The 18,238-nt window shown below is 71.9% G+C and carries 20 protein-coding genes; 10 read left to right on the top strand and 10 right to left on the bottom strand.

Translation table 11 applies throughout. From position 1 onward, the window contains the following. Positions 1-634: 634 nt before the first annotated feature. Both OG206_RS28660 and OG206_RS28665 read right to left on the bottom strand, forming a co-directional pair. Positions 635-1,189, bottom strand: coding sequence for a DNA polymerase ligase N-terminal domain-containing protein (locus tag OG206_RS28660; protein WP_327121134.1), 555 nt, complete (start codon positions 1,187-1,189; stop codon positions 635-637). 234 nt (positions 1,190-1,423) lie between these two features. Beyond that, entirely contained in the window at positions 1,424-1,939 is a 516-nt protein-coding gene (locus tag OG206_RS28665; RefSeq protein WP_327121135.1) for a DUF4232 domain-containing protein, read from the bottom strand. Between the two features lie 206 nt (positions 1,940-2,145). Between OG206_RS28665 and OG206_RS28670 the strand changes: the two genes are divergently transcribed. Then, a complete protein-coding gene (locus tag OG206_RS28670) occupies positions 2,146-3,063 on the top strand; it encodes a glycoside hydrolase family 16 protein (protein ID WP_327121136.1) in 918 nt (305 codons plus the stop codon). Positions 3,064-3,119: 56 nt separating this feature from the next. Beyond that, the gene (locus OG206_RS28675) at positions 3,120-4,112 is read left to right on the top strand and encodes an aldo/keto reductase (RefSeq protein WP_327121137.1); all 993 of its coding nucleotides are present in this window, start codon (positions 3,120-3,122) and stop codon (positions 4,110-4,112) included. 10 nt (positions 4,113-4,122) lie between these two features. Here OG206_RS28675 and OG206_RS28680 read toward each other — a convergent pair whose 3' ends face one another. The 6 genes from OG206_RS28680 to OG206_RS28705 all read right to left on the bottom strand — a co-directional run bounded on the left by OG206_RS28680 (position 4,123) and on the right by OG206_RS28705 (position 8,321). Continuing rightward, positions 4,123-5,310, bottom strand: coding sequence for a serine/threonine-protein kinase (locus OG206_RS28680; RefSeq protein ID WP_327122428.1), 1,188 nt, complete (start codon positions 5,308-5,310; stop codon positions 4,123-4,125). A 239-nt stretch (positions 5,311-5,549) separates the two neighbouring features. After that, positions 5,550-6,239 carry an HAD family hydrolase gene (locus OG206_RS28685; RefSeq protein ID WP_327121139.1) on the bottom strand — a complete coding sequence of 230 codons (690 nt, stop codon included), beginning with the start codon at positions 6,237-6,239 and terminating at the stop codon, positions 5,550-5,552. A 25-nt stretch (positions 6,240-6,264) separates the two neighbouring features. Further along, positions 6,265-6,747: an Lrp/AsnC family transcriptional regulator gene (locus tag OG206_RS28690; RefSeq protein WP_327121141.1), complete on the bottom strand. Its 483-nt coding sequence runs from the start codon at positions 6,745-6,747 to the stop codon at positions 6,265-6,267. A 103-nt stretch (positions 6,748-6,850) separates the two neighbouring features. Next, positions 6,851-7,471, bottom strand: a complete 621-nt coding sequence (locus OG206_RS28695; RefSeq protein ID WP_327121144.1) for a dihydrofolate reductase family protein — start codon at positions 7,469-7,471, stop codon at positions 6,851-6,853. Further along, a complete protein-coding gene (locus OG206_RS28700; RefSeq protein ID WP_327121146.1) occupies positions 7,471-7,977 on the bottom strand; it encodes an SRPBCC family protein in 507 nt (168 codons plus the stop codon). Before OG206_RS28700 ends, OG206_RS28695 begins: the two co-directional genes overlap by 1 nt. Then, positions 7,974-8,321, bottom strand: coding sequence for an ArsR/SmtB family transcription factor (locus tag OG206_RS28705; protein ID WP_327121148.1), 348 nt, complete (start codon positions 8,319-8,321; stop codon positions 7,974-7,976). The genes OG206_RS28700 and OG206_RS28705 overlap by 4 nt, the downstream gene beginning before the upstream one ends. Positions 8,322-8,650: 329 nt before the next feature. Here OG206_RS28705 and OG206_RS28710 point away from each other — a divergent pair, with 329 nt between their 5' ends. The 7 genes from OG206_RS28710 to OG206_RS28740 all read left to right on the top strand — a co-directional run bounded on the left by OG206_RS28710 (position 8,651) and on the right by OG206_RS28740 (position 14,912). After that, positions 8,651-8,977: a hypothetical protein gene (locus OG206_RS28710; RefSeq protein WP_327121150.1), complete on the top strand. Its 327-nt coding sequence runs from the start codon at positions 8,651-8,653 to the stop codon at positions 8,975-8,977. 204 nt (positions 8,978-9,181) lie between these two features. After that, positions 9,182-9,403 carry a hypothetical protein gene (locus tag OG206_RS28715; RefSeq protein WP_327121152.1) on the top strand — a complete coding sequence of 74 codons (222 nt, stop codon included), beginning with the start codon at positions 9,182-9,184 and terminating at the stop codon, positions 9,401-9,403. Between the two features lie 64 nt (positions 9,404-9,467). After that, on the top strand, positions 9,468-10,517 hold the full coding sequence (locus OG206_RS28720) for a YihY/virulence factor BrkB family protein (protein ID WP_327121154.1): 1,050 nt from the start codon (positions 9,468-9,470) through the stop codon (positions 10,515-10,517). 269 nt (positions 10,518-10,786) lie between these two features. Then, the gene (locus OG206_RS28725; protein ID WP_442805967.1) at positions 10,787-11,233 is read left to right on the top strand and encodes a phage holin family protein; all 447 of its coding nucleotides are present in this window, start codon (positions 10,787-10,789) and stop codon (positions 11,231-11,233) included. After that, positions 11,230-11,700, top strand: coding sequence for a DUF3618 domain-containing protein (locus OG206_RS28730; protein ID WP_327121156.1), 471 nt, complete (start codon positions 11,230-11,232; stop codon positions 11,698-11,700). The genes OG206_RS28725 and OG206_RS28730 overlap by 4 nt, the downstream gene beginning before the upstream one ends. A 470-nt stretch (positions 11,701-12,170) precedes the next feature. Continuing rightward, the gene (locus tag OG206_RS28735) at positions 12,171-13,682 is read left to right on the top strand and encodes an FUSC family protein (RefSeq protein ID WP_327121158.1); all 1,512 of its coding nucleotides are present in this window, start codon (positions 12,171-12,173) and stop codon (positions 13,680-13,682) included. Positions 13,683-13,847: 165 nt separating this feature from the next. Beyond that, a complete protein-coding gene (locus OG206_RS28740; RefSeq protein ID WP_327121160.1) occupies positions 13,848-14,912 on the top strand; it encodes a lactonase family protein in 1,065 nt (354 codons plus the stop codon). 124 nt (positions 14,913-15,036) lie between these two features. On the opposite strand, the gene OG206_RS28745 is transcribed toward OG206_RS28740, so the two are convergent. After that, the gene (locus OG206_RS28745) at positions 15,037-15,960 is read right to left on the bottom strand and encodes a sirohydrochlorin chelatase (protein ID WP_327121162.1); all 924 of its coding nucleotides are present in this window, start codon (positions 15,958-15,960) and stop codon (positions 15,037-15,039) included. 138 nt (positions 15,961-16,098) lie between these two features. Next, on the bottom strand, positions 16,099-17,106 hold the full coding sequence (locus OG206_RS28750) for an N-acetylglucosamine kinase (protein WP_442805968.1): 1,008 nt from the start codon (positions 17,104-17,106) through the stop codon (positions 16,099-16,101). A 197-nt stretch (positions 17,107-17,303) separates the two neighbouring features. Here OG206_RS28750 and OG206_RS28755 point away from each other — a divergent pair, with 197 nt between their 5' ends. After that, the gene (locus tag OG206_RS28755) at positions 17,304-17,981 is read left to right on the top strand and encodes a uracil-DNA glycosylase (RefSeq protein WP_327121166.1); all 678 of its coding nucleotides are present in this window, start codon (positions 17,304-17,306) and stop codon (positions 17,979-17,981) included. Positions 17,982-18,238: the final 257 nt, after the last annotated feature.

Consider the following 18,238-nt stretch of genomic DNA (forward strand, 5'->3'; position numbering starts at 1 on the left):
CGCCGGCATCCGGTGAGGGAAACGTGGCCACATGGGATGAGAATTGTTCGGCGAGTTGGGGTGCTCTCTTTCCGTGTCGATCTGATGGCACGACCGACTGCGGCGGCGATAGAGCCCTGCCTTGGCTGAGGATCTGTATCGATATCCGAAAAAGTGCGCTGTGAACTAAAATACCTGCCGGAAGATCTGCTGTATGAGAGTTCGAGTCAGCCGACGCGCGGACGGTGCTCCCGCAGAGTCCGGAAGCCGGCCTGTCGCAGTCCGAGATCGGTAGTCGATGCAGACCGGCGCGGACTGCATCGACAGAGCACCACTCTCGACGGATATCAACCCGAGGCAATCATTTTGATTGATGCGTCAAGCGTAGCAGGAGTGGGCAAGTGGCGTCTCCGTGTGGTGGTTTGGTCGCCTGGGGACTGGGTGGGGACAGTGCCGGGCTCGGTCTGGACACCGGATGGAACCGAGTCAGGCGTCGGGGCCGGCCGGCCACCTGCTGACCTGATGAGGACAGGCGGCCTCTGTCTGTCCGGGGAGGGCTCTGCGGTACGCCGCCGATCATGCCCGCACCGGCCCGCGCGCCCGCCGCGCCGCCATCCAGGACCGGCCACCGCCGCCGAACGCTGAGCCGCCCAGGTCAGGTCCTGTTCGCTCGTCCCGCCACCGCCACCTGGTGCAGCGTCCGGCCCGTGCGGGCGGAGCGTGCGTGGTGCGGGTCCGGGGTGCCCGGCCGGTCGTGCACGGCCTGGCGGTCGTCGGCCTTGATGAGCAGCCAGGCCTCGGGGCCCGGGGTGCCGTCCCCGTCGTCGATGCGGAAGCGGGTGAGCGTGAATTCGCCGCGCAGCTTCGCTCCGTCGAGCCAGAAGTCCGCATGCCCCCGCTCCAAGGACTCGGCGAACGGGACGGGGTCCCCCGCGGGGTCGTGGCCCAGTGGCCGGTAGGTGCCCTGATCCCAGACGATCACCGTGCCGCTGCCCTGCTCGTCGTGCGGGATGACGCCCTCGAATTCGCGGTACTCCAGGGGGTGGTCCTCCGTCGGCACGGCCAGCCGCTTGTCACTGGGGTTGTCGGAGGGGCCGCGCGGCACGGCCCAGGACCTCAGGACGCCGTCGACCTCCAGCCGGAAGTCGAAGTGCATGCGCCGGGCCTCATGGATCTGCACCACGAAGCGCTGTGTGCTTTCGCTGTCCACGCCGGCTCCCTCCGCCGGGATGCGGTCGGACGATGCGCGCCCTGCGTGGTCAGGTCGGACGGCCCCGCACAGTGCGTATCTCCACTCTGCGTCCGCGCGCCGCGCGCCGCATCGTGGCGGGGGCTCGCGGCCCGTCGGGTCAGCCGGTGTGCCGCGCGAGCACGGCGTCCGCCGATGCGGCGGACCGGTGCCACCGGGTGGCCGCATCGTGGCGGGGGCTCGCGGCCCGTCGGGTCAGCCGGTGTGCCGCGCGAGCACGGCGTCCGCCGATGCGGCGGACCGGTGCCACCGGGTGGTGACCGGCTCCCAGACCCGGATGCCGCCGGGCGCCCCCAGAGCAGCCGCACCGAACGTCCGTCCCCGGTGCGCGGGGTCACCGGCGACGGTCAGCCGGTCCACGACCCGCAGTTCCGTGGCGGCCGGATCCAGGGTGCGCACCGCCGCGTACGCCGTGCCGCCCGCTGGCACGCGGAACGGCGCGCTCGTGCCGTCGGGCACCGGCAGGGCCGGTCCATCCAGGTCGCCGAAGACGACCGTGGGGACGCGGTCGACGACACAGGCGTGCCGCCCGTGGTTCCTGATGCTGATCCGCACCGTGTCGGGCCGGTCCGAGGCCCGTGCGGCGACGGTCAGGCTGTGTTCACGGCACGCCTGGGGAGTAACGGCCGGGGAGGCGGTCGCGACCCCGGCCGAGGCAGGCAGTGCGAAGGCCAGAACGGCGGAAAGGGTGAGTACGGTGCGGATGCGCATGACTTGTCGCTTCCCCGTTGCGCCGACTTCTACCCGTGCCCGTCCGGTCCGGACCAAGTCCTTGACTGCCCCTGTGCCCCCTGCCTTAAATCAAGTATTGAAGTATGCGCCGGGGATGAGCCCTTACCGCGTTCACCTCTCGGCGCATATCTGTCATGTGCATGACTGGCGGCGGTTCCGTCGCCATCCCCCACCGAAATGATGTGATGTCCGTGCCTTCCCCCCACCGGGCCGAGAAGCGCCCCGCCAACAGGCGCCGTACGACCCTGTCCGCCCTCTCCATGCTCTGCTGCTCCCTGGTCCTGACCGCACTCCCCGCCGGAGCCTCGGCCGCACCCGACCCCCACGCGGCTGCGTCCTCCACGGCTTCCCGGGCAGCGGCCGCCGTGGCCTTCGCCGACGAGTTCGACGGGCCCGCCGGATCGGCCGTCGACGGCGGCAAGTGGCAGACCGAGACCGGCGACAACGTCAACAACCACGAACGGCAGTACTACACCGCCGGAAACTCCAACGCGGCCCTCGACGGGCAGGGCAACCTCGTCATCACCGCCCGCAAGGAGAACCCCGCCAACTACGAGTGCTGGTACGGGACCTGCGAGTACACCTCGTCCCGGCTCAACACCTCGGGCACGTTCACGTCGACGTACGGACACGTCGAGAGCCGGATGAAGATCCCGCGCGGGCAGGGCATCTGGCCCGCGTTCTGGATGCTCGGCGCCGACATCGGCAGCGTGGGCTGGCCCAACAGCGGTGAGATCGACATCATGGAGAACGTCGGCTTCGAACCCGGAACGGTCCACGGCACCCTGCACGGCCCCGGCTACTCCGGCAGCGGCGGCATCGGCGCCGGCTTCACCCTCCCGGGCGGAGCGGCCTTCGCCGACGACTTCCACACCTTCGCCGTGGACTGGGAGCCGGACTCCATCACCTGGTCCGTCGACGGCACCGTCTACCAACGCCGCACCCCCGCCGACCTCAACGGCAACGCCTGGGTGTTCGACAAGCCGTTCTTCCTCATCCTCAACCTCGCCGTCGGGGGCTACTGGCCCGGCGATCCGGACGGAAGCACCAGCTTCCCGCAGCAGCTCGTGGTCGACTACGTCCGCGTGACCACCGGCGACTGAGTACCGGTGCGGGGCCGGCGGCGCGCACAGCCGGCGGCCCCGCACACCGGCGTACCATGATCCGCATGGAGCAGCGCACACTCGGCAGGACCGGCCGTGATGTATCGGTCGTCGGACAGGGCACCTGGCAGCTCGGCGGGGACTGGGGCGAGGTGCGGGAAACGGACGCCTTCGACGTCCTGGACGCCGCCGTCGAGTCCGGGATCACCTTCTTCGACACCGCGGACGTGTACGGCGACGGCCGGAGCGAACAGCTCATCGGCCGCTACCTGAAGGACCGGCCGGACGCGGACGTCTTCGTCGCCACCAAGATGGGGCGACGCGCGGACCAGCTGCCGGAGAACTACGTCCTCGACAACTTCCGCGCCTGGAACGACCGCTCGCGGACCAACCTCGGGGTCGACACCCTCGACCTCGTACAACTCCACTGCCCGCCCACGGCCGTCTACTCGTCCGACGCCGTGTACGACGCCCTGGACACGCTCGTCGCCGAGCAGCGGATCGCCGCCTACGCGGTCAGTGTGGAGACCTGCGCCGAGGCGCTCACCGCCATCGCCAGGCCGGGTGTCGCGAGCGTCCAGATCATCCTCAACCCGTTCCGCCTGAAGCCGCTCGACGAGGTCCTGCCGGCCGCGGCCGAGGCAGGGGTCGGCATCATCGCGCGTGTCCCGCTCGCCTCCGGGCTGCTGTCCGGCCGGTACACCGCGGACACCGTCTTCGCTCCCGAGGACCACCGCACGTACAACCGCCACGGCGAGGCGTTCGACCAGGGCGAGACCTTCTCGGGCATCGACTACGCGACCGGCGTGGCCGCCGCGGCCGAGTTCTCGGAGCTCGCGCCCGAGGGAGCCACCCCGGCGCAGACCGCGCTCGGCTGGATCCTCCAGCAGCCCGGTGTCACCAGCGTCATCCCCGGTGCGCGTTCCGTGGAACAGACACGCGCCAACGCCGCGGCCGCCGCGCTCCCGCCGCTCCCGCAGAGCACCCTGGACGCAGTGCGTGAACTGTACGACCGCCGGATCCGCGCCGAGGTCCACGCGCGCTGGTGAGGCGCGTGGCTCAGTCGTCCTCGTCGTCGCCGTCCTGCTGACCGTCCTGGCCGGAGCTGTCCTGGGCGGCGCCGGGCGAGGGGTCGGCCGGGGCGGGGGAACCGACACCGGCCGTCGGCGTGGTGCTTGGGTCCGGAGTGTCCGCGGTCCCGGTGTCCGGTGCGAACAGGACCGAGCCCAGGTAGACCGCCGCCACGAAGGCGACCGCCCCGGCCACGGCGCTCGCCACGCGCGGACGGCGGCGGATGGCCTCGCTCGTGCGGGTGGTCGCCGACTTCGACGCCCGCGGAGCCGGAGCCGCCCGTCTGCGACCGGTGGCCTGCGGCAGCCGGTACGTCGAACCCGTCCCTGTGCCCGGGCCTCCCGAAACCGCCGCCGGTGCGGCCGGGGCGTTGCTCCGCCGGCTCGGGGGCGCGTGCCGGGGCAGCGGCTCCGGACGCCCGCGCCAGGCATCGGTGCGGAACCAGTCGGACACCTGCTGCGCGCTCGGCCGGTCCTCCGGCTTCTTCGCCAGCAGGCCCAGCAGATACGAGTCGAAGGCGGGGGAGATCTCCACCCCGCGCTGTCTCACCGGCACCGGAGGGGTGTCGACGTGCTGGTAGAGCGTCGCGGTCGCCGTGTCCGAGCGGAACGGCGGCTGGCCGACCAGGAGCTGGTAGATGACACAGCCCAGCGAGTACATGTCCGAGGCGGCGTCCGCCGACCGGCCCAGGGCCCGCTCAGGGGCGAGGTAGAGACTCGTCCCGACGATGTGACCGGCGGTCGTCAGAGCGGTCGACGGGTCGTCGACGAACTGGGCGATTCCGAAGTCGCCAATCTTCACGGACCCGTCGGCGTCCAGCATCAGGTTGCCCGGTTTGATGTCGCGGTGCACGATGCCCTGCCGGTGCGCGGCGGCCAGGCCGGCGGCCGCCTGACCGGCGATGTGAGCCACCTGCTCGGGATGGACGGACTCCTGGGACTCCAGCAGGTCTCCGAGGCTTCTGCCCTCGACCAGCTCCATCACCAGATAGAAGCGGTCCTCCCAGGAACCGAAGTCGAAGACGGCCACCAGGTGAGGGTGACTCAGGCGGGCGGCGGTCTGCGCCTCCAGGCGGAACCGCGCGGTCGACGAGGCATCGGCGTGGTCACCCAGCAGCAGCTTCACCGCCACGGCACGGCCCAGCACCTCGTCCGTGGCGCGCCACACCTCGCCCATACCGCCACGGCCGATGGGGGATATCAACCGGTACCGTCCAGCAACCAGCACCTGTGCACACCTATCTCGAATTGTGGCCCGCTCCGACTGCCGCGGCGGCGACATCATCGGGCTCATCGCCTCGTTACGTGCGTCGGGTTGCGCGGCGTGATCAGGATATCCGTACGCCGGGCTTCCGATCGCCCGGCCCGCTGCACGGGTGCCGGATCCGGCCAGTCGGGGGCCGGACCTGCCTGTTCTCACGGCTCGGCGAGCCGGCCGAGCACAGCGGCGGCGGTGAATTCCGCCTGCCCGCCCGCGAAGAGCAGTTCCGCTCCGGCCAACACGGCCTCGTCCGGGGCCGCTTCGGCGTCCGGAATCGCGACGCAGCGCATCCCGGCCGCGTGCGCCGCCCGCACGCCCGGCCCCGCGTCCTCCAGGACCACGCAGGAAGAGGGCTCCGCACCCAGCCGCCGGGCCGCCTCCACGAACACGTCGGGTTCGGGCTTCCCGTGCGCCACCTCCTCGGCGGACACGTGCACGGGGAGATATGCGTCGAGTCCGGTGACCGCGAGCACGGCGGCGATCGCGGCACGGGACGACCCCGAGGCGACCGCCATCGGGACTCCGCCCGCGTGGAGCCGTTCCACGAGGGCGCGCATCTCGGGGAAGACGGTGGTGGACGTCCCGGCGAGCTCCAGGTACAGGGCGTTCTTTCCGGCCAGGAGTTCGTCGACGGGTGCCTCGATGCCGTACTCCGCGCGCAGGACCGTGAGCGTCTCGCGGGTGCCGATCCCGATGAATCGGGTGTGGTTCTCCCAGCTGAAGTCCCCTACGCCGTAACGGGCGAGGAGCCGGCGTCCCGCCTCGTAGTAGCTCGGCTCGCTGTCGACGAGGGTCCCGTCCAGGTCGAACAGGACGGAGAGGGCCGGGACGCCCGGGCTCTTCATGGCCCCCGAGCATGCCCGACACCGTTCAGGCGGGGCCGGCGGTCACCTGTCCCACGGCCTCGACCAGCGGGAGCACCCGGTACGCCACCCGCTCGCGCAGTGCGACCTCCGTCCGGGTCCTGACGACGCCGGGGAGCTGGATCAGGTGCTGGATCACATCCTCGAGGTGCCCGTTGTCACGCGCCACGACGCGGGTCAGCAGATCCCCGCCGCCGGTCGTCGAGAACGCCTCGATGATCTCCGGGACGGCCGCCAGCGCGTCCCCCACCTCGTCCAGGTGCCCCTGGGTGACCTCCAAGTGCACGAAGGCGAGCACCGGGTGGCCGAGGGCGGCCGGCGAGAGGACGGGGCCCGTGCCCGTGATCACGCCGTCCCGCTCCAACCGGTCGAGGCGGGCCTGGAGGGTGCCGCGTGCCACGCCCAGTACGCGCGCGTATTCGCGCACGCTGGTGCGCGGCTGCTCGATGAGCAGACGCAGGATGCGGGTGTCGAGGGCGTCCACCGCCATGTCCGGCCGGCTCCTTGGGGTTCCGTTGTGGGTCACCCGACTCTACCGAGGCAAGGGCCCCGACGTGCGGCAGGGCGGCGGGAGAGCGCTGAGTTCGGGGCAGTTACCGCTTCCGGACGGTGTAGGTCAGATGCGTCACCTTTGGGGAGGGCTCCGCCCGGACCTGCTCCAGGGCCACGCGGCCGGCGTCCACGCCCTCGAACAGGCGGATTCCGGAGCCGAAAAGCACGGGTGAGAGCGCGATCGAGAACTCGTCGATCAGGCCGGCGTTCACGTACTCCAGGATCGTCGCGCCACCGCCCGCGATGCGGACGTCGCGATCACCGGCGGCCTCGCGGGCCTGGTCGAGGGCGGACTCGATGCCGTCGTTGACGAAGTGGAACGTGGTCCCGCCCGGCCGCTTCCAGGGGTCACGCTTCTCGTGCGTCACGACGAAGACCGGCGCGTGGAACGGCGCCTCCTCCGGCCACATCTGCTCGCCGGCGTCGAACATGCGCTTGCCCATCACGCTCGCGCCGGTGCGCTCGAACGTCTCCCGCACGATGTCGTTGTCGCGCCCCTCCTCGCCGCCCTTGCCGAGCTTCAGGTTCTCCCGGAAGAACCGCTGCGGGAAGATCCACCGCTGGAGCTCCATCCACTGCTGCCCCATCAGTTCATCGGAGGACTCGGGCGCGATGAAACCGTCCAGCGACATCGACACACTGAAGAACACCATTCCTGCCATCAGCCCTCAACTCCCTTCCGAACGATCTCGGTTACGTAGTCAGCCAGGTTGCTCAGGGTCTGCCGGCCGGCCTCGACCGCGTGGTACTTCTCGACCGCCTCGTCGCGCAGCTCCTTGGTGGGGAACACCGTGTGCATCTCGATCCGGGTCGCCGCACCGTCGGGCGCGAACGTCAGGACCGACTCGAAGGCGTTCGCGTCGTCGCGGGTCTCACCGTGGAGCATCGCGATCCGCTCCGGCGGGGCGAGCTCGGTCCAGGTGATCCACTCCTGGTAGTCCGTCCCGTCCGGTCCGTGCATCACGAAGTCCCACTCCCCGCCGACGCGGAACTCGAACGCCCGCGTGGTGGTGGTGAACCCCTCCGGTCCCCACCAGTGCGACAGGTGCCGCACCTCGGTGAACGCCTCGAACACCAGCTCCCGTGGGGCGTCGATAAGCCGGGAGATGACGATCTCGCGGTCGGCTGTCGCCGACTGCGCCGGCGTTCCTCGTTCTGTCGTGCTCATGAGCTACTCCGCTCTCTTGTCTGCTTCAGGTCCTGCACGTAGGAGCCCAGTCGGTCGAAGCTCTCGTTCCAGAACTGCTCGAAACCGCCGGTCCACTCGTGGACCGGGCGCAGCCCGCTGGCGTCAAGGCCGTACAGGCGTTGCTTGCCTGCCTTGCGGTCCCGCACCAGCCCGACCTCCCGGAGCACCCGCAGGTGTTTGGACGCCCCCGGCTGGGTCATCCCCAACTCCTGGGCCAACTCGGTCACCGACCGCTCACCTGCCCGCAGCAGCGCCAGGATCTCTCGGCGCTGCGGCTCGGCGATCGCGTTGAAGACGTCCGACGTCGTCGCTGCTCGTGCCATGGGGCAATCGTATGCCGATATCGGCATACGTCAAGCCGGAGACGGTCCAGGCGGTGGAGGCCGGGGCCGGAGCGGGCGATGGCGGCGCGCGTAACGCACATGATGGGCAGCGCACATCGGGCTCTGGGCGAAGACTGACCGGAAGCGACCGGACGTGTCCGGGCGGGCCGGCCGTCGTTCACCAGGGCATGAAGCTGCGGTCGATGTCCCTCCTGCTTGTCGCCCTGCTGGGTATGTCCGGCTGTGTCTCAGTCCCGGCGGGCGCGGACAGACATGCCCCGGCCACCCACGGGCCGTCCGGAAACGCGCCCGCGGCTCAGGCTTCCGCAGTGCCCTCCGCGCCCGCTGCCGTTCACGACGCGCTGGGCACGGCGGAAGGACGGCGGCAGGACGGGGGCGGGAAGAAGCAGAAGGAGCGTGAGGGCGCGCGCTCACCCGCCCGACGGGCCGAAGCGGCCGCCCCGGCCGCACCCCGGGAAGCACGTGAACAGTCGCGCCGCTTCACTCCGGCCCGGCCCGGGCGCCCCCGCCGGGCGGCCGTACCGCGGTGGGTGAAGCCGAAGCGCACCTACGACATGCGGTCCGTGTGCGCGACGGGCAAGGGAGTCGCCTCCGCGGACATCGTCGACCTGTGCCGTACCACGTACGGCAGGTGACGGCGGTGCCGGACGCGAGGCGGCCGGTGCGGCTGGGGTCCGTGCCCGGAAGCCGGGGCCGGAGCGGCCGGGGTGCCAGGGTTCCGCGCTCGCCTCGCGAGCGCCCGAGCGCCCGGTGGTCACCGGACCTTCACCTCGGCGGTCGCTGACCCGCGTCCCCCGGGGGCACCCGATGGACTGTCGTCGGTCGGGAAGGACTGTGTCGTGATCGCTGTCGCGCTGCTGCTGTTGCCCGCGCTCGGACTGCTCCTCTACGGAATGGACCGTGTCGAGGAGCTGCTGTTCCGCCGGCCACCGGCGCGCCGCCATGCCGCCGGCCGCCACCTGCGTCTGGTGGGTGGCGACGGTGGCTTGCGGCCCCGTTCCCCGGCTGTCCCGGGGCCCGGCCGGTCCGCCCGGGCGGAAGGGGAGGCGCCGGCCGCGTAACGGCCGGGCCGGGGTTGCTGCGAGCGGGGGGTGTAGGGAGCCTTCCTGTGGCTACCCGAGTCCTATGGCGAATCTGCGATTTCCAGGGCGACAGGACCAGCGGCATGGCCGGCGGGTGCCGGATCCGGAGCAGGCCGGCCCGGATCCGGAGGTGGAGGCAGCGGAACCGGACCGTCCCACGAGGATGCCGAAACGGGCGTGGGGCGCCGTGATCGGTGGCACACTGCGGGAGTTCAAGGACGACGAGCTGACCGACCGTGCCGCAGCGCTGACCTACTACGGGGTGCTGTCCCTGTTCCCGGCGCTGCTCGTCCTCGTGTCCTTGCTCGGCATCACGGGGAAGTCCGCCACGGACAAGATCGTCTCGGGGCTGGGCAAGCTGGCTCCCGGTTCCGCCCGGGACATCATCACGCAGGCCGTGGAACAGCTGCAGGACAGCGCCGGCACCGGATCGGTCCTCGCGATCGTCGGTCTCGCCCTGGCCGTCTGGTCGGCCTCGGGTTACGTCGCCGCCTTCATCCGTGCCGCGAACGCCGTCTACGACATGCCCGAGGGCCGGCCCGTCTGGAAGATCCTCCCCGTGCGCGTCGGGGTGACGGTCATCCTCATGGTGCTCGCCGTCGTCAGCGCCCTCATCGTGGTGTTCACCGGCGCCCTCGCCGACCAGGCGGGCAGCGTGCTCGGCATCGGTGACAGCGTGCTGACGGTGTGGGCGTATGCCAAGTGGCCGGTGCTGATCCTGCTCGTCACCGCCATGATCGCGATCCTCTACTGGGCGGCGCCGAACGCCAAGGTCAAGGGGTTCCGGTGGATCACTCCAGGCAGTGTCCTGGCGCTGCTGATCTGGATGGCCGCCTCGGCGGGATTCGCCCTGTACGTCGCCAACTTCGCCTCCTACAACAAGACGTACGGAACCATGGCCGGCCTCGTCGTCTTCCTGATCTGGCTGTGGATCGGCAACCTGGCCATCCTGTTCGGCCTCCAGTTCGACGCGGAGACGGCCAGGCAGCGGGCCATCGCCGGCGGACACCCGCCGGAGGCCGAGCCCTACACGCGGCCGCGCGACACCCGGACCTGGGACGAGAAGGACGTGCGTCGGCTGGACGAGGCGTGAGGGCCGCCCCAGGGTGCGCGCGGCCGTCACACTTCAGGGCCCGCGTGCGGCCCCCCGGCCGGGCCACCGGCGCGCCGCGGTCCGCAAGCCGCCCCGTGGGCGGACGCGGTCCCGGCGGCCGGGCGACCCCGCCGAAGCCGTCGTGGCGGGGCGGTGGGCCCGGTTCGTACGGCGATGTGCCGATGAACCGCTCCGTTCGGGGTACGCGTGGCCTCACGCATGGTCAGGGCGCCTCCATGGCGTCCGGCTTCATCGAAGAGGGACAGGAGGTGACTGCGGTGTCGGACACGCAGCCGCACTCCCCGCGCTCCGACCGTGATGTCCACGCATCCGGGGCGGAGCCGGTGGGCGAGCTGGTGCAGAGGGCCTCGCAGCAGCTGACGGAGCTGGTGCGCAGCGAGCTGCGACTGGCGCAGGCGGAAGTGAAGGAGAAGGGCAGGCACTACGGCAAGGGCGGCGGGCTGTTCGGAGGGGCAGGTGTGGTCGGCTTCCTGATGCTGCAGACCCTGGTGGTCACCGCTGTCGCCGCCTTGGCGGTGCCACTGCCGGTATGGGCCGCTGCCCTCATCGTCACCGCTGCGCTCGGGGCGATCGCCGCTGTGATGGCCCTGGCCGGAAAGAAGGAAGTCGTCCGTGCGGCGCCCCCCGCACCGGAGCAGGCGATCGAGAACGTGAAGGCCGACGTGGCCGAGATCAAGAGGAGTGCCCACCGATGACCAAGCCATTCGACGACAATCCGAACGCCTCCAGCCCGGAGGCACTCCGCGAGCAGGTCGAGGAGGCCCGCGACGAACTCGGTCAGACGGTCGAGGCGCTGGCGGCCAAGGCCGATGTGAAGGCCCAGGCCAAGCAGAAGACGGCAGAGGTCAGGCAGAAGTCCGCCGAGGTCAAGGAGCAGGCGACGGCCAAGGCCGGGGAGCTCAAGGCCAAAGCGGCCGAGGCCGCGCACCGGGTGCAGGACACGGTGCCGGCACCGGTCAAGGACAAGGCGGCGCAGGCGGCCAGTGAAGTCCGGGCCAAGGCCGCACAGGCCGGGAGCCTGTGGGAGGACAAGGCGCCGGAGCCGGTGCGGCGGAAGGCGGCCGAGGGTGCCCTGGTGGCGCGGGACAACCGCACCGTGCTGCTGGTGGCCGCAGGAGCCGCGGTCGTCGCCTGGATGACGTTCCGCCGCCGCAAAAGCTGAGCGGCCGCGACCCGGACGGCTCGCGGGGCCCTGGACGCCTGTCCGGCGGCTTGCGCCCTCGCCCCTGGGTCAGCGAGCGGGACCCGCGACGTGGTCGGGAGGAGAGGGTGCCGGACCGAATGGATCCCGGCACCCTCCGTCGTGTCCGCACACTCGTACGGCGATCCGGTGCGTTCCGGTATGCCTGGGGGAGTGCGGCCGCCCGGCTCCCGGGTACCGGGGGAGGGCCGCCGGGTGGTGACGCCCGGCGGGCCCCTCCCGCGGTGTGCGCAGGGGTGGCTCGACCCCTCCATGGCGTCCGAGCACTGCCAATGGCAGGGATCTGGTACACGAAAATGCACCTATGATGCACCAATGGCCCAGTGAGAGTCTTGCCTGTTGAGCCATCGGTCGTGCGCGTGGTCTGATGGTCCTGTCGATGGCGCCGCGGATTCCGTGGCGCCCTTTTTCATGAGAAGGGGCGGGAAGTCTTGCTGAAGAAGGTGTTCGTGGCTCCTGACCCGGGGCGGCTGCGGCTGCGGCACGCGAGCAGGGCCGTCCTCGGCATCGGGCTGGCGGTCGTCGTCTGCGGCGTCGCCGGGCACTCGCTCGTCGCCGCGATCACCGGTGGGCTCGCCGCACTGCTTGCCCTCTTCACGGTCACCGACTCGACCGTGCGGGGGCAGGCGGTGACCACCGCGCTGCTCCCGGTGGCAGGACTGCCGGTCCTCGCCCTGGCCGCCGTGCTGCACGACCACCCGGTGGCCCGTGACCTGGCCTTCCTCGCGGTGATGGGGGCGGGTGTCTACGCCCGGCGGTGGGGTCCACGCGGCCACTCGCTCGGCGTCTTCGCCTTCATGTGCTTCTTCATCACCCAGTTCCTGCACACCCTGCCGGGACAGCTGCCCGAGCTCTTCTCCGCCGTCCTGCTCTCGCTGCTGGCGGCGTCGTCCGTCCGCTTCGGCCTCTGGTGCTACGAGCGCAGGCTGCCGGTGACCGCCCTGCTCGCACCGGTCGCCGGCCGGGGGCTGGCCCGGGCGACGACCCGCCAGGCAGTCCAGGCGACCACGGGCGGCGCGCTCGCGCTCCTGGCCGGCCAGCTCCTCTCCGACGAGCGCTGGTACTGGGCCGTGGGGGCGACCTGGTGGGTGTTCGTCAACACGGCGTCGCGCGGCGAGACGCTGGTCCGCGGTTTCCGACGGGTGCTGGGAACGCTGATCGGTATACCCGTCGGTCTCGTCGTCATCGCCCCCTTGCACGGGGCTGCCGTGCCCACGGCGCTCCTGGTGGCGCTCGGTGTGTTCGGGATCTTCTACTCCGCCGCGGTCTCCTACACCTGGATGATGTTCTCGGTGACGGTCCTTGCGGGAGCGCTGTACGGGGCGCTCGGCGTGCTCGACCCCGCGTTGCTCGCGTTGCGCCTCGTCGAGACCGGTGTCGGAGCGCTCGGGGCGATGCTGGCGGTGCTCGTCGTGCTGCCGGTCACCACCCACGCCACGACGGACGCCTGGATCCAGCGCGCTCTGCGCTGCGTGCACGCCTGCACCGCCGAGGCCACCGCGCGGCTCGCGGGGACGGCGACCGCCGACCCCGCGAGCCGCGTCGCCGAACTGGAAGCGCTCCTGGGCCGCGTGCGGCTGTCGCTCGGTCCGCTCGTGCACCCCCTGAGCCCGCTGCGCGCCCGGAAGGCGCGTGCGGGGCAGGTACTCGCCCTGCTCGACGACTGCGCACGTGAGGTGAGGGGCCTCGCCTCCGTCGCGGCCGACCCCGAGGCGTCCCACGACGCGCGGCTCGCCGCGGCGTGCTGGCGCGTGGAGGCGTCCGTGGAGGCGCTGACCGCCCCGGCCCGCAGGCATCGTGAGGCCGTGGCCCCCGTCGGCGTGCTGCCGCCCGCCGGCGCCGTCGAACCTGCGCTCGCTCATCTGCACGGCCTGGAGAGAGCGCTCGCCGAGCTGGCGGCCCCCCTGCACAGCTCCCCGCGTGCTCCGCTCGTCGGGACCTGACGCCGGGGGTGGTCCCGCAGGCTCGGGCGGGCCGGCCCGACGTATTCGAGTCACCGGGCCCGGTCCTGACGCCTCGCCGAAGCGCCGAGAATTGGTCTGGACCAGAAAGGGCTCCTGCTACCGTCGACGGTGAAGATCGCGACGCATGCGAAGAGGGGTAGCGCTATGGGCGCCAACACTGGCGGACGGGCATTCATAGGGTCGTTCACCTCGGCGGGTGGACTCGGGATCACCGTTGCCGAAGTGGACGGGAGCACCGGGAAGCTGTCCGTCCTGGCGTCCACGAACGTCCTGGCCGACCCTTCCTTCCTCGCGGTCGGCCACGCGCCGGGCACGGGTGCCCCGGTGCTGTACGCGGTCAGCGAGGTCGCCGACGGCGCCGCCGCGGCCTTCGACATCGGCGGCGGGGGCGCGCCGGTGCTCATCGGCGAGTCGCGGCCGGTTGAGGGCGACGGTCCCACGCACCTGGACGTCCGGGCCGGCCACCTGTTCACCGCCAACTACGGTTCGGGCAGTGTCACCTCCCTGCCCCTGCGGCCCGACGGCTCGCCGGGCCCGGCCGCCGGCGTCCTGCGGCACGAGGGCGGCGGACCCGACGCGGCACGCCAGACCGCCCCCCATGCTCACCAGGTGCTCGCCGACCCGTCGGGAAACTGGGTGCTGAGTGTGGACCTCGGCACGGACTCCGTGCGCGTCTGCGCACTCGACCCCGGCACGGGTTCCCTCCGCACGCACTCCGAGGCGGTGCTGCGTCCGGGGACCGGTCCGCGCCATCTCGTCTTTCATCCGTCCGGGGGACACCTTTACGTCCTCAACGAGCTGGAACCCACCGTCACCGTGTGCCGCTGGGACGCTGCCACCGGCCGGCTCGAACCGACGGGTGAGACCCCGGTGCTGCCCCACGGTGCCGATGACGCGGTGCGTACGTACCCCTCCGAGGTGGTGGTGTCGCACGACGGGCGGTTCCTGTGGGCCGCCAACCGGGGGCACGACAGCATCTCCGTGCTCGCCCTCGACGAGACGGCCGAGAAGCCCGTCCTCGTGGCGGCCGTGGGCTGTGGAGGGCGCTGGCCCCGCGACCTCACCCTGGACCCCACCGGACAGTGGCTGTACGCCGCCAACGAGCGCTCCGGGAACGTGAGCTGGTTCTCCCTCGACGCGGAGACGGGCATGCCGTCGCCCGCTGGCTCCATCGACGTACCGGCGGCTTCCTGCGTGGTCTTCGCCTGACAGCGCGGCTCCCCGTCCGCCCTCGGGCGGGGAGCCGCGCCGTCCGTGCGACCTTCGTGGATCCGGACCGGCAAGGCTGTGGCGCGGACCGGAACCGCCGGTCCGTGCCACAGCCTGACGCGCGTCAGTGCGTCGGGGCTCCCTGCGGCGTCGCCGGGGTGATGCCCAGCGTGGTCGCGTAGAGGGAGAGCACCAGCTTGCCGATGGCCGGGTACGCGCCGAGGGGCTCGGCGGTCGCGCAGCCGGCCTCCTTCGCGGCGGCTTCCAGCAGTGCGGCGTCGATCTCCGGCCCGACGAGGTAGGGCGCGAGCGCGAGCTGCACGGAACCGGATCCCTGCAGCTGGGCGGCGATGGAGGCGACCGAGCCCTCCACGTCCAGTGCCGCGGCCATCACCGGTACCGCGAGACGTGCGGCGAGCAGCATGCCGGTGATACCGGCGGCCTGCACGGCCTCCTCGCCACCGACCGTGGCCAGCACGATGCCGTCGGCGGCGGTCGCCACGGTGAACAGCCTGGCGCGGTCGGCGCGCGCCAGCCCCGCCTCCGAGAGACGGACGTGCAGCGCTTCGGCGAGCAGCGGGTGCGGACCGAGCACGTCGGTCAGCTCCACCTGCGTGCCGCTCTCCATCACGGCCTGCCGTATGCGCCGGATCAAGGCGCTGTCCGGGCCTGCGAGGAGCGGCACCACGACGGCGGACGGGCCGGTCGGTGCGGCGACCTCGCGTCCGGCTGCGGTGGCCTGCTCGAAGCGCGCGACGCGCTCGGCGGCGGCCTGCGTCAGGACGGAGGCGAGTGCGGGAAACTCGGCGTCTTCGCCGTCGAGATAACCGATCTGCGCGTTCAGGCCGGGCAGCTCGGAACGAGCGATGCTGATGACCTCCTCGGCAAGGCTGCGCGATGCCGGGGAAGGAGTGCCGGGAACGGCGAGAACGAGCGCGGCAGCGCCCTCAGGTGCGACCACGGGCTCAGGGCGGCGGTGCCGTCCGGACTGGCGAGGTCGCGGCATTCGTACTGGCAGGCCGGAGGCGGGCCCAGTGGGGGTGCTCATGGCGCCGCATGCTACTGGTTTTGGGTACCCCTCTGTTCGGGGAGGGGGCGGCAGGGCGTTATCTGTCCGTATATGTCTGTAGAGCGGCATAGCGGGCAACTGACCTGCTCTGTCCCGGACCGCTGATCGCCCGACCTTCTACGTTACTCCCGGTACGAACAACAGGGCCGGGTGGGGCGGCAGTCGCAGCCCTGGTCCGGCCAGCGCCCGGGCGATCTCCAGCGAACCGTGCAGCGGGTCGCCCGCCGCCGGGACCACGCGTGCCCGCGGCACCTGCTCCGCCAACTCCTCGCGCAGCGGTCCGAGAAGAGCCTCGCCCATGCGGAACAACCCACCGGTCAGAGCGATTTCGTATGCCTCCGTCCGGTGTTCCGCGGGGTCCGGGCACACGGCGGCCGCAGCCTCCGCGATGTGGACGGCCGCCCGACGCAGGATCGTCGCCGCCGTCCCGTCCTCGCCGGCGCAGGCCGCGACCTCCGGCGCGAAGGAAGCGAGCAGCGCCGGGCGGTCCGTGCGGGGATAGAGCAGGCCGGGCAGGCCGGCCGCGGGGCCGAAGACCGTCTCGACCCGCGCCAGCAGGGCCGGGGAACCACCGCGCCGGCCGTCGTGGGCGCGCATGGCCGCGTCGAGCCCTTCCCGGCCGATCCAGGCGCCACCGCCGCTGTCGCCCAGCAGATGGCCCCAGCCGTCGGCCCTGCGCCACGTCGAGAGGTCGGTGCCGAGCGCGATCATGCCGGTGCCGCCGGCCACCACCGCGCCGGGCCGCTGGCCGAGCGCGCCGGCGTACGCCGTCACCGCGTCGGCGGCGAGGGCGATCCGTCGCACGCCCAGTGCGGACGCGAGCGCGGCGGGCAGCTCCGCGCGCAGCCGGCCGCCGAGCGTCGCCATGCCGGCCGCGCCGATCGCCGCCGCGGTCACGGCGGCCCCAGGGTCCGCCGCCTTCATCAGCCTGTGCACCTCGGGAAGCAACTGCTCCAGCAGGTGCGCGGCGTCGATCCCGGCGGCGCCGGTCCGCACCGGCTCGGCGCAGACGGCGGTGCGGACCGGAAGCCGGGGGTCCACGGCTCCCAGCGCCAGCCTCAGTCCGGAACCGCCGGAGTCCACCCCGAGGACCAGTCCGGCTGTCGCGGCGCTCACCGCGGCCACCCCTCGGACGGGCGCTGCCCGGCCCGTGCCATCACCCGGGGCGCGGGGCACCGCCCATCCTCGACGAACGCCTGCGTGACCATGGGGACCGACTCCGGGGACTGGAGGACGGGGACGACGCGCAGCCTATCCCCAGGACGCCGGCCGCGGAGGACCGCATGATCACGTTGTCGGTGTAGGCCGGTAGGGTGACGGACGTGGCAGCGCGACCGTTGAGTGAACTTGTGGAGCCCGGCTGGGCTCAGGCGTTGGAGCCCGTGGCCGGCCGGATCGCGGAGATGGGCAACTTCCTCCGCGCCGAGATCGGCGCCGGGCGCACGTATCTGCCGTCCGGGCAGAACGTCCTGCGCGCCTTCCAGCAACCGTTCGACGACGTACGCGTCCTGATAGTCGGTCAGGACCCGTACCCGACGCCGGGGATGGCCATCGGGCTGAGTTTCGCCGTCGCCCCCGACGTACGCCGTCTTCCCGGCAGCCTGGAGAACATCTTCAGGGAGCTGCACACCGACCTCGGTCTCCCGAGGCCGTCCAACGGAGATCTCACACCGTGGACGCGGCAGGGAGTGCTCCTGCTGAACCGGGCGCTGACGACGGCACCGGGCAAGCCCGCCGCCCACCGGGGCAAGGGCTGGGAGGAAGTCACCGAGCAGGCGATTCGCTCACTCACTGCGCGGGGCAGACCGATGGTGTCGGTGCTGTGGGGCCGGGACGCGCGCAACGTACGCCCGCTCCTCGGGGACCTGCCCGCGGTCGAGTCCGCACACCCTTCGCCCATGTCGGCCGACCGCGGGTTCTTCGGTTCGCGGCCCTTCAGCCGCACGAACGACTTCCTCGTCGGTCTGGGGCAGCAGCCTGTGGACTGGCGTCTGCCCTGACCCGGGAAGCGCGGGACGCGAGGTCCTGCGGCGTCCCGGTGTGATGCCTGAGATGCGGCGCCCAGTGGCTCGGGGCGTCGTGGGCGCGGTCTGCGGCGCCGTTCCGAATGTCCAGGGGCGAACCGTGCATGGGACCGCGATTCCGGGGCACGAGACCCTGTGACCCGAGCTCCGGTCGGTGCTTCCCCCCAGCACCTGTGTGAGCCTCCGGCCCCACCGCCATCCCCCCGTCGGTGGGGCCGGACTTCTGCCCGTAC

The sequence above is a fragment of the Streptomyces sp. NBC_01341 genome (assembly GCF_035946055.1).
Taxonomy (GTDB): domain Bacteria; phylum Actinomycetota; class Actinomycetes; order Streptomycetales; family Streptomycetaceae; genus Streptomyces.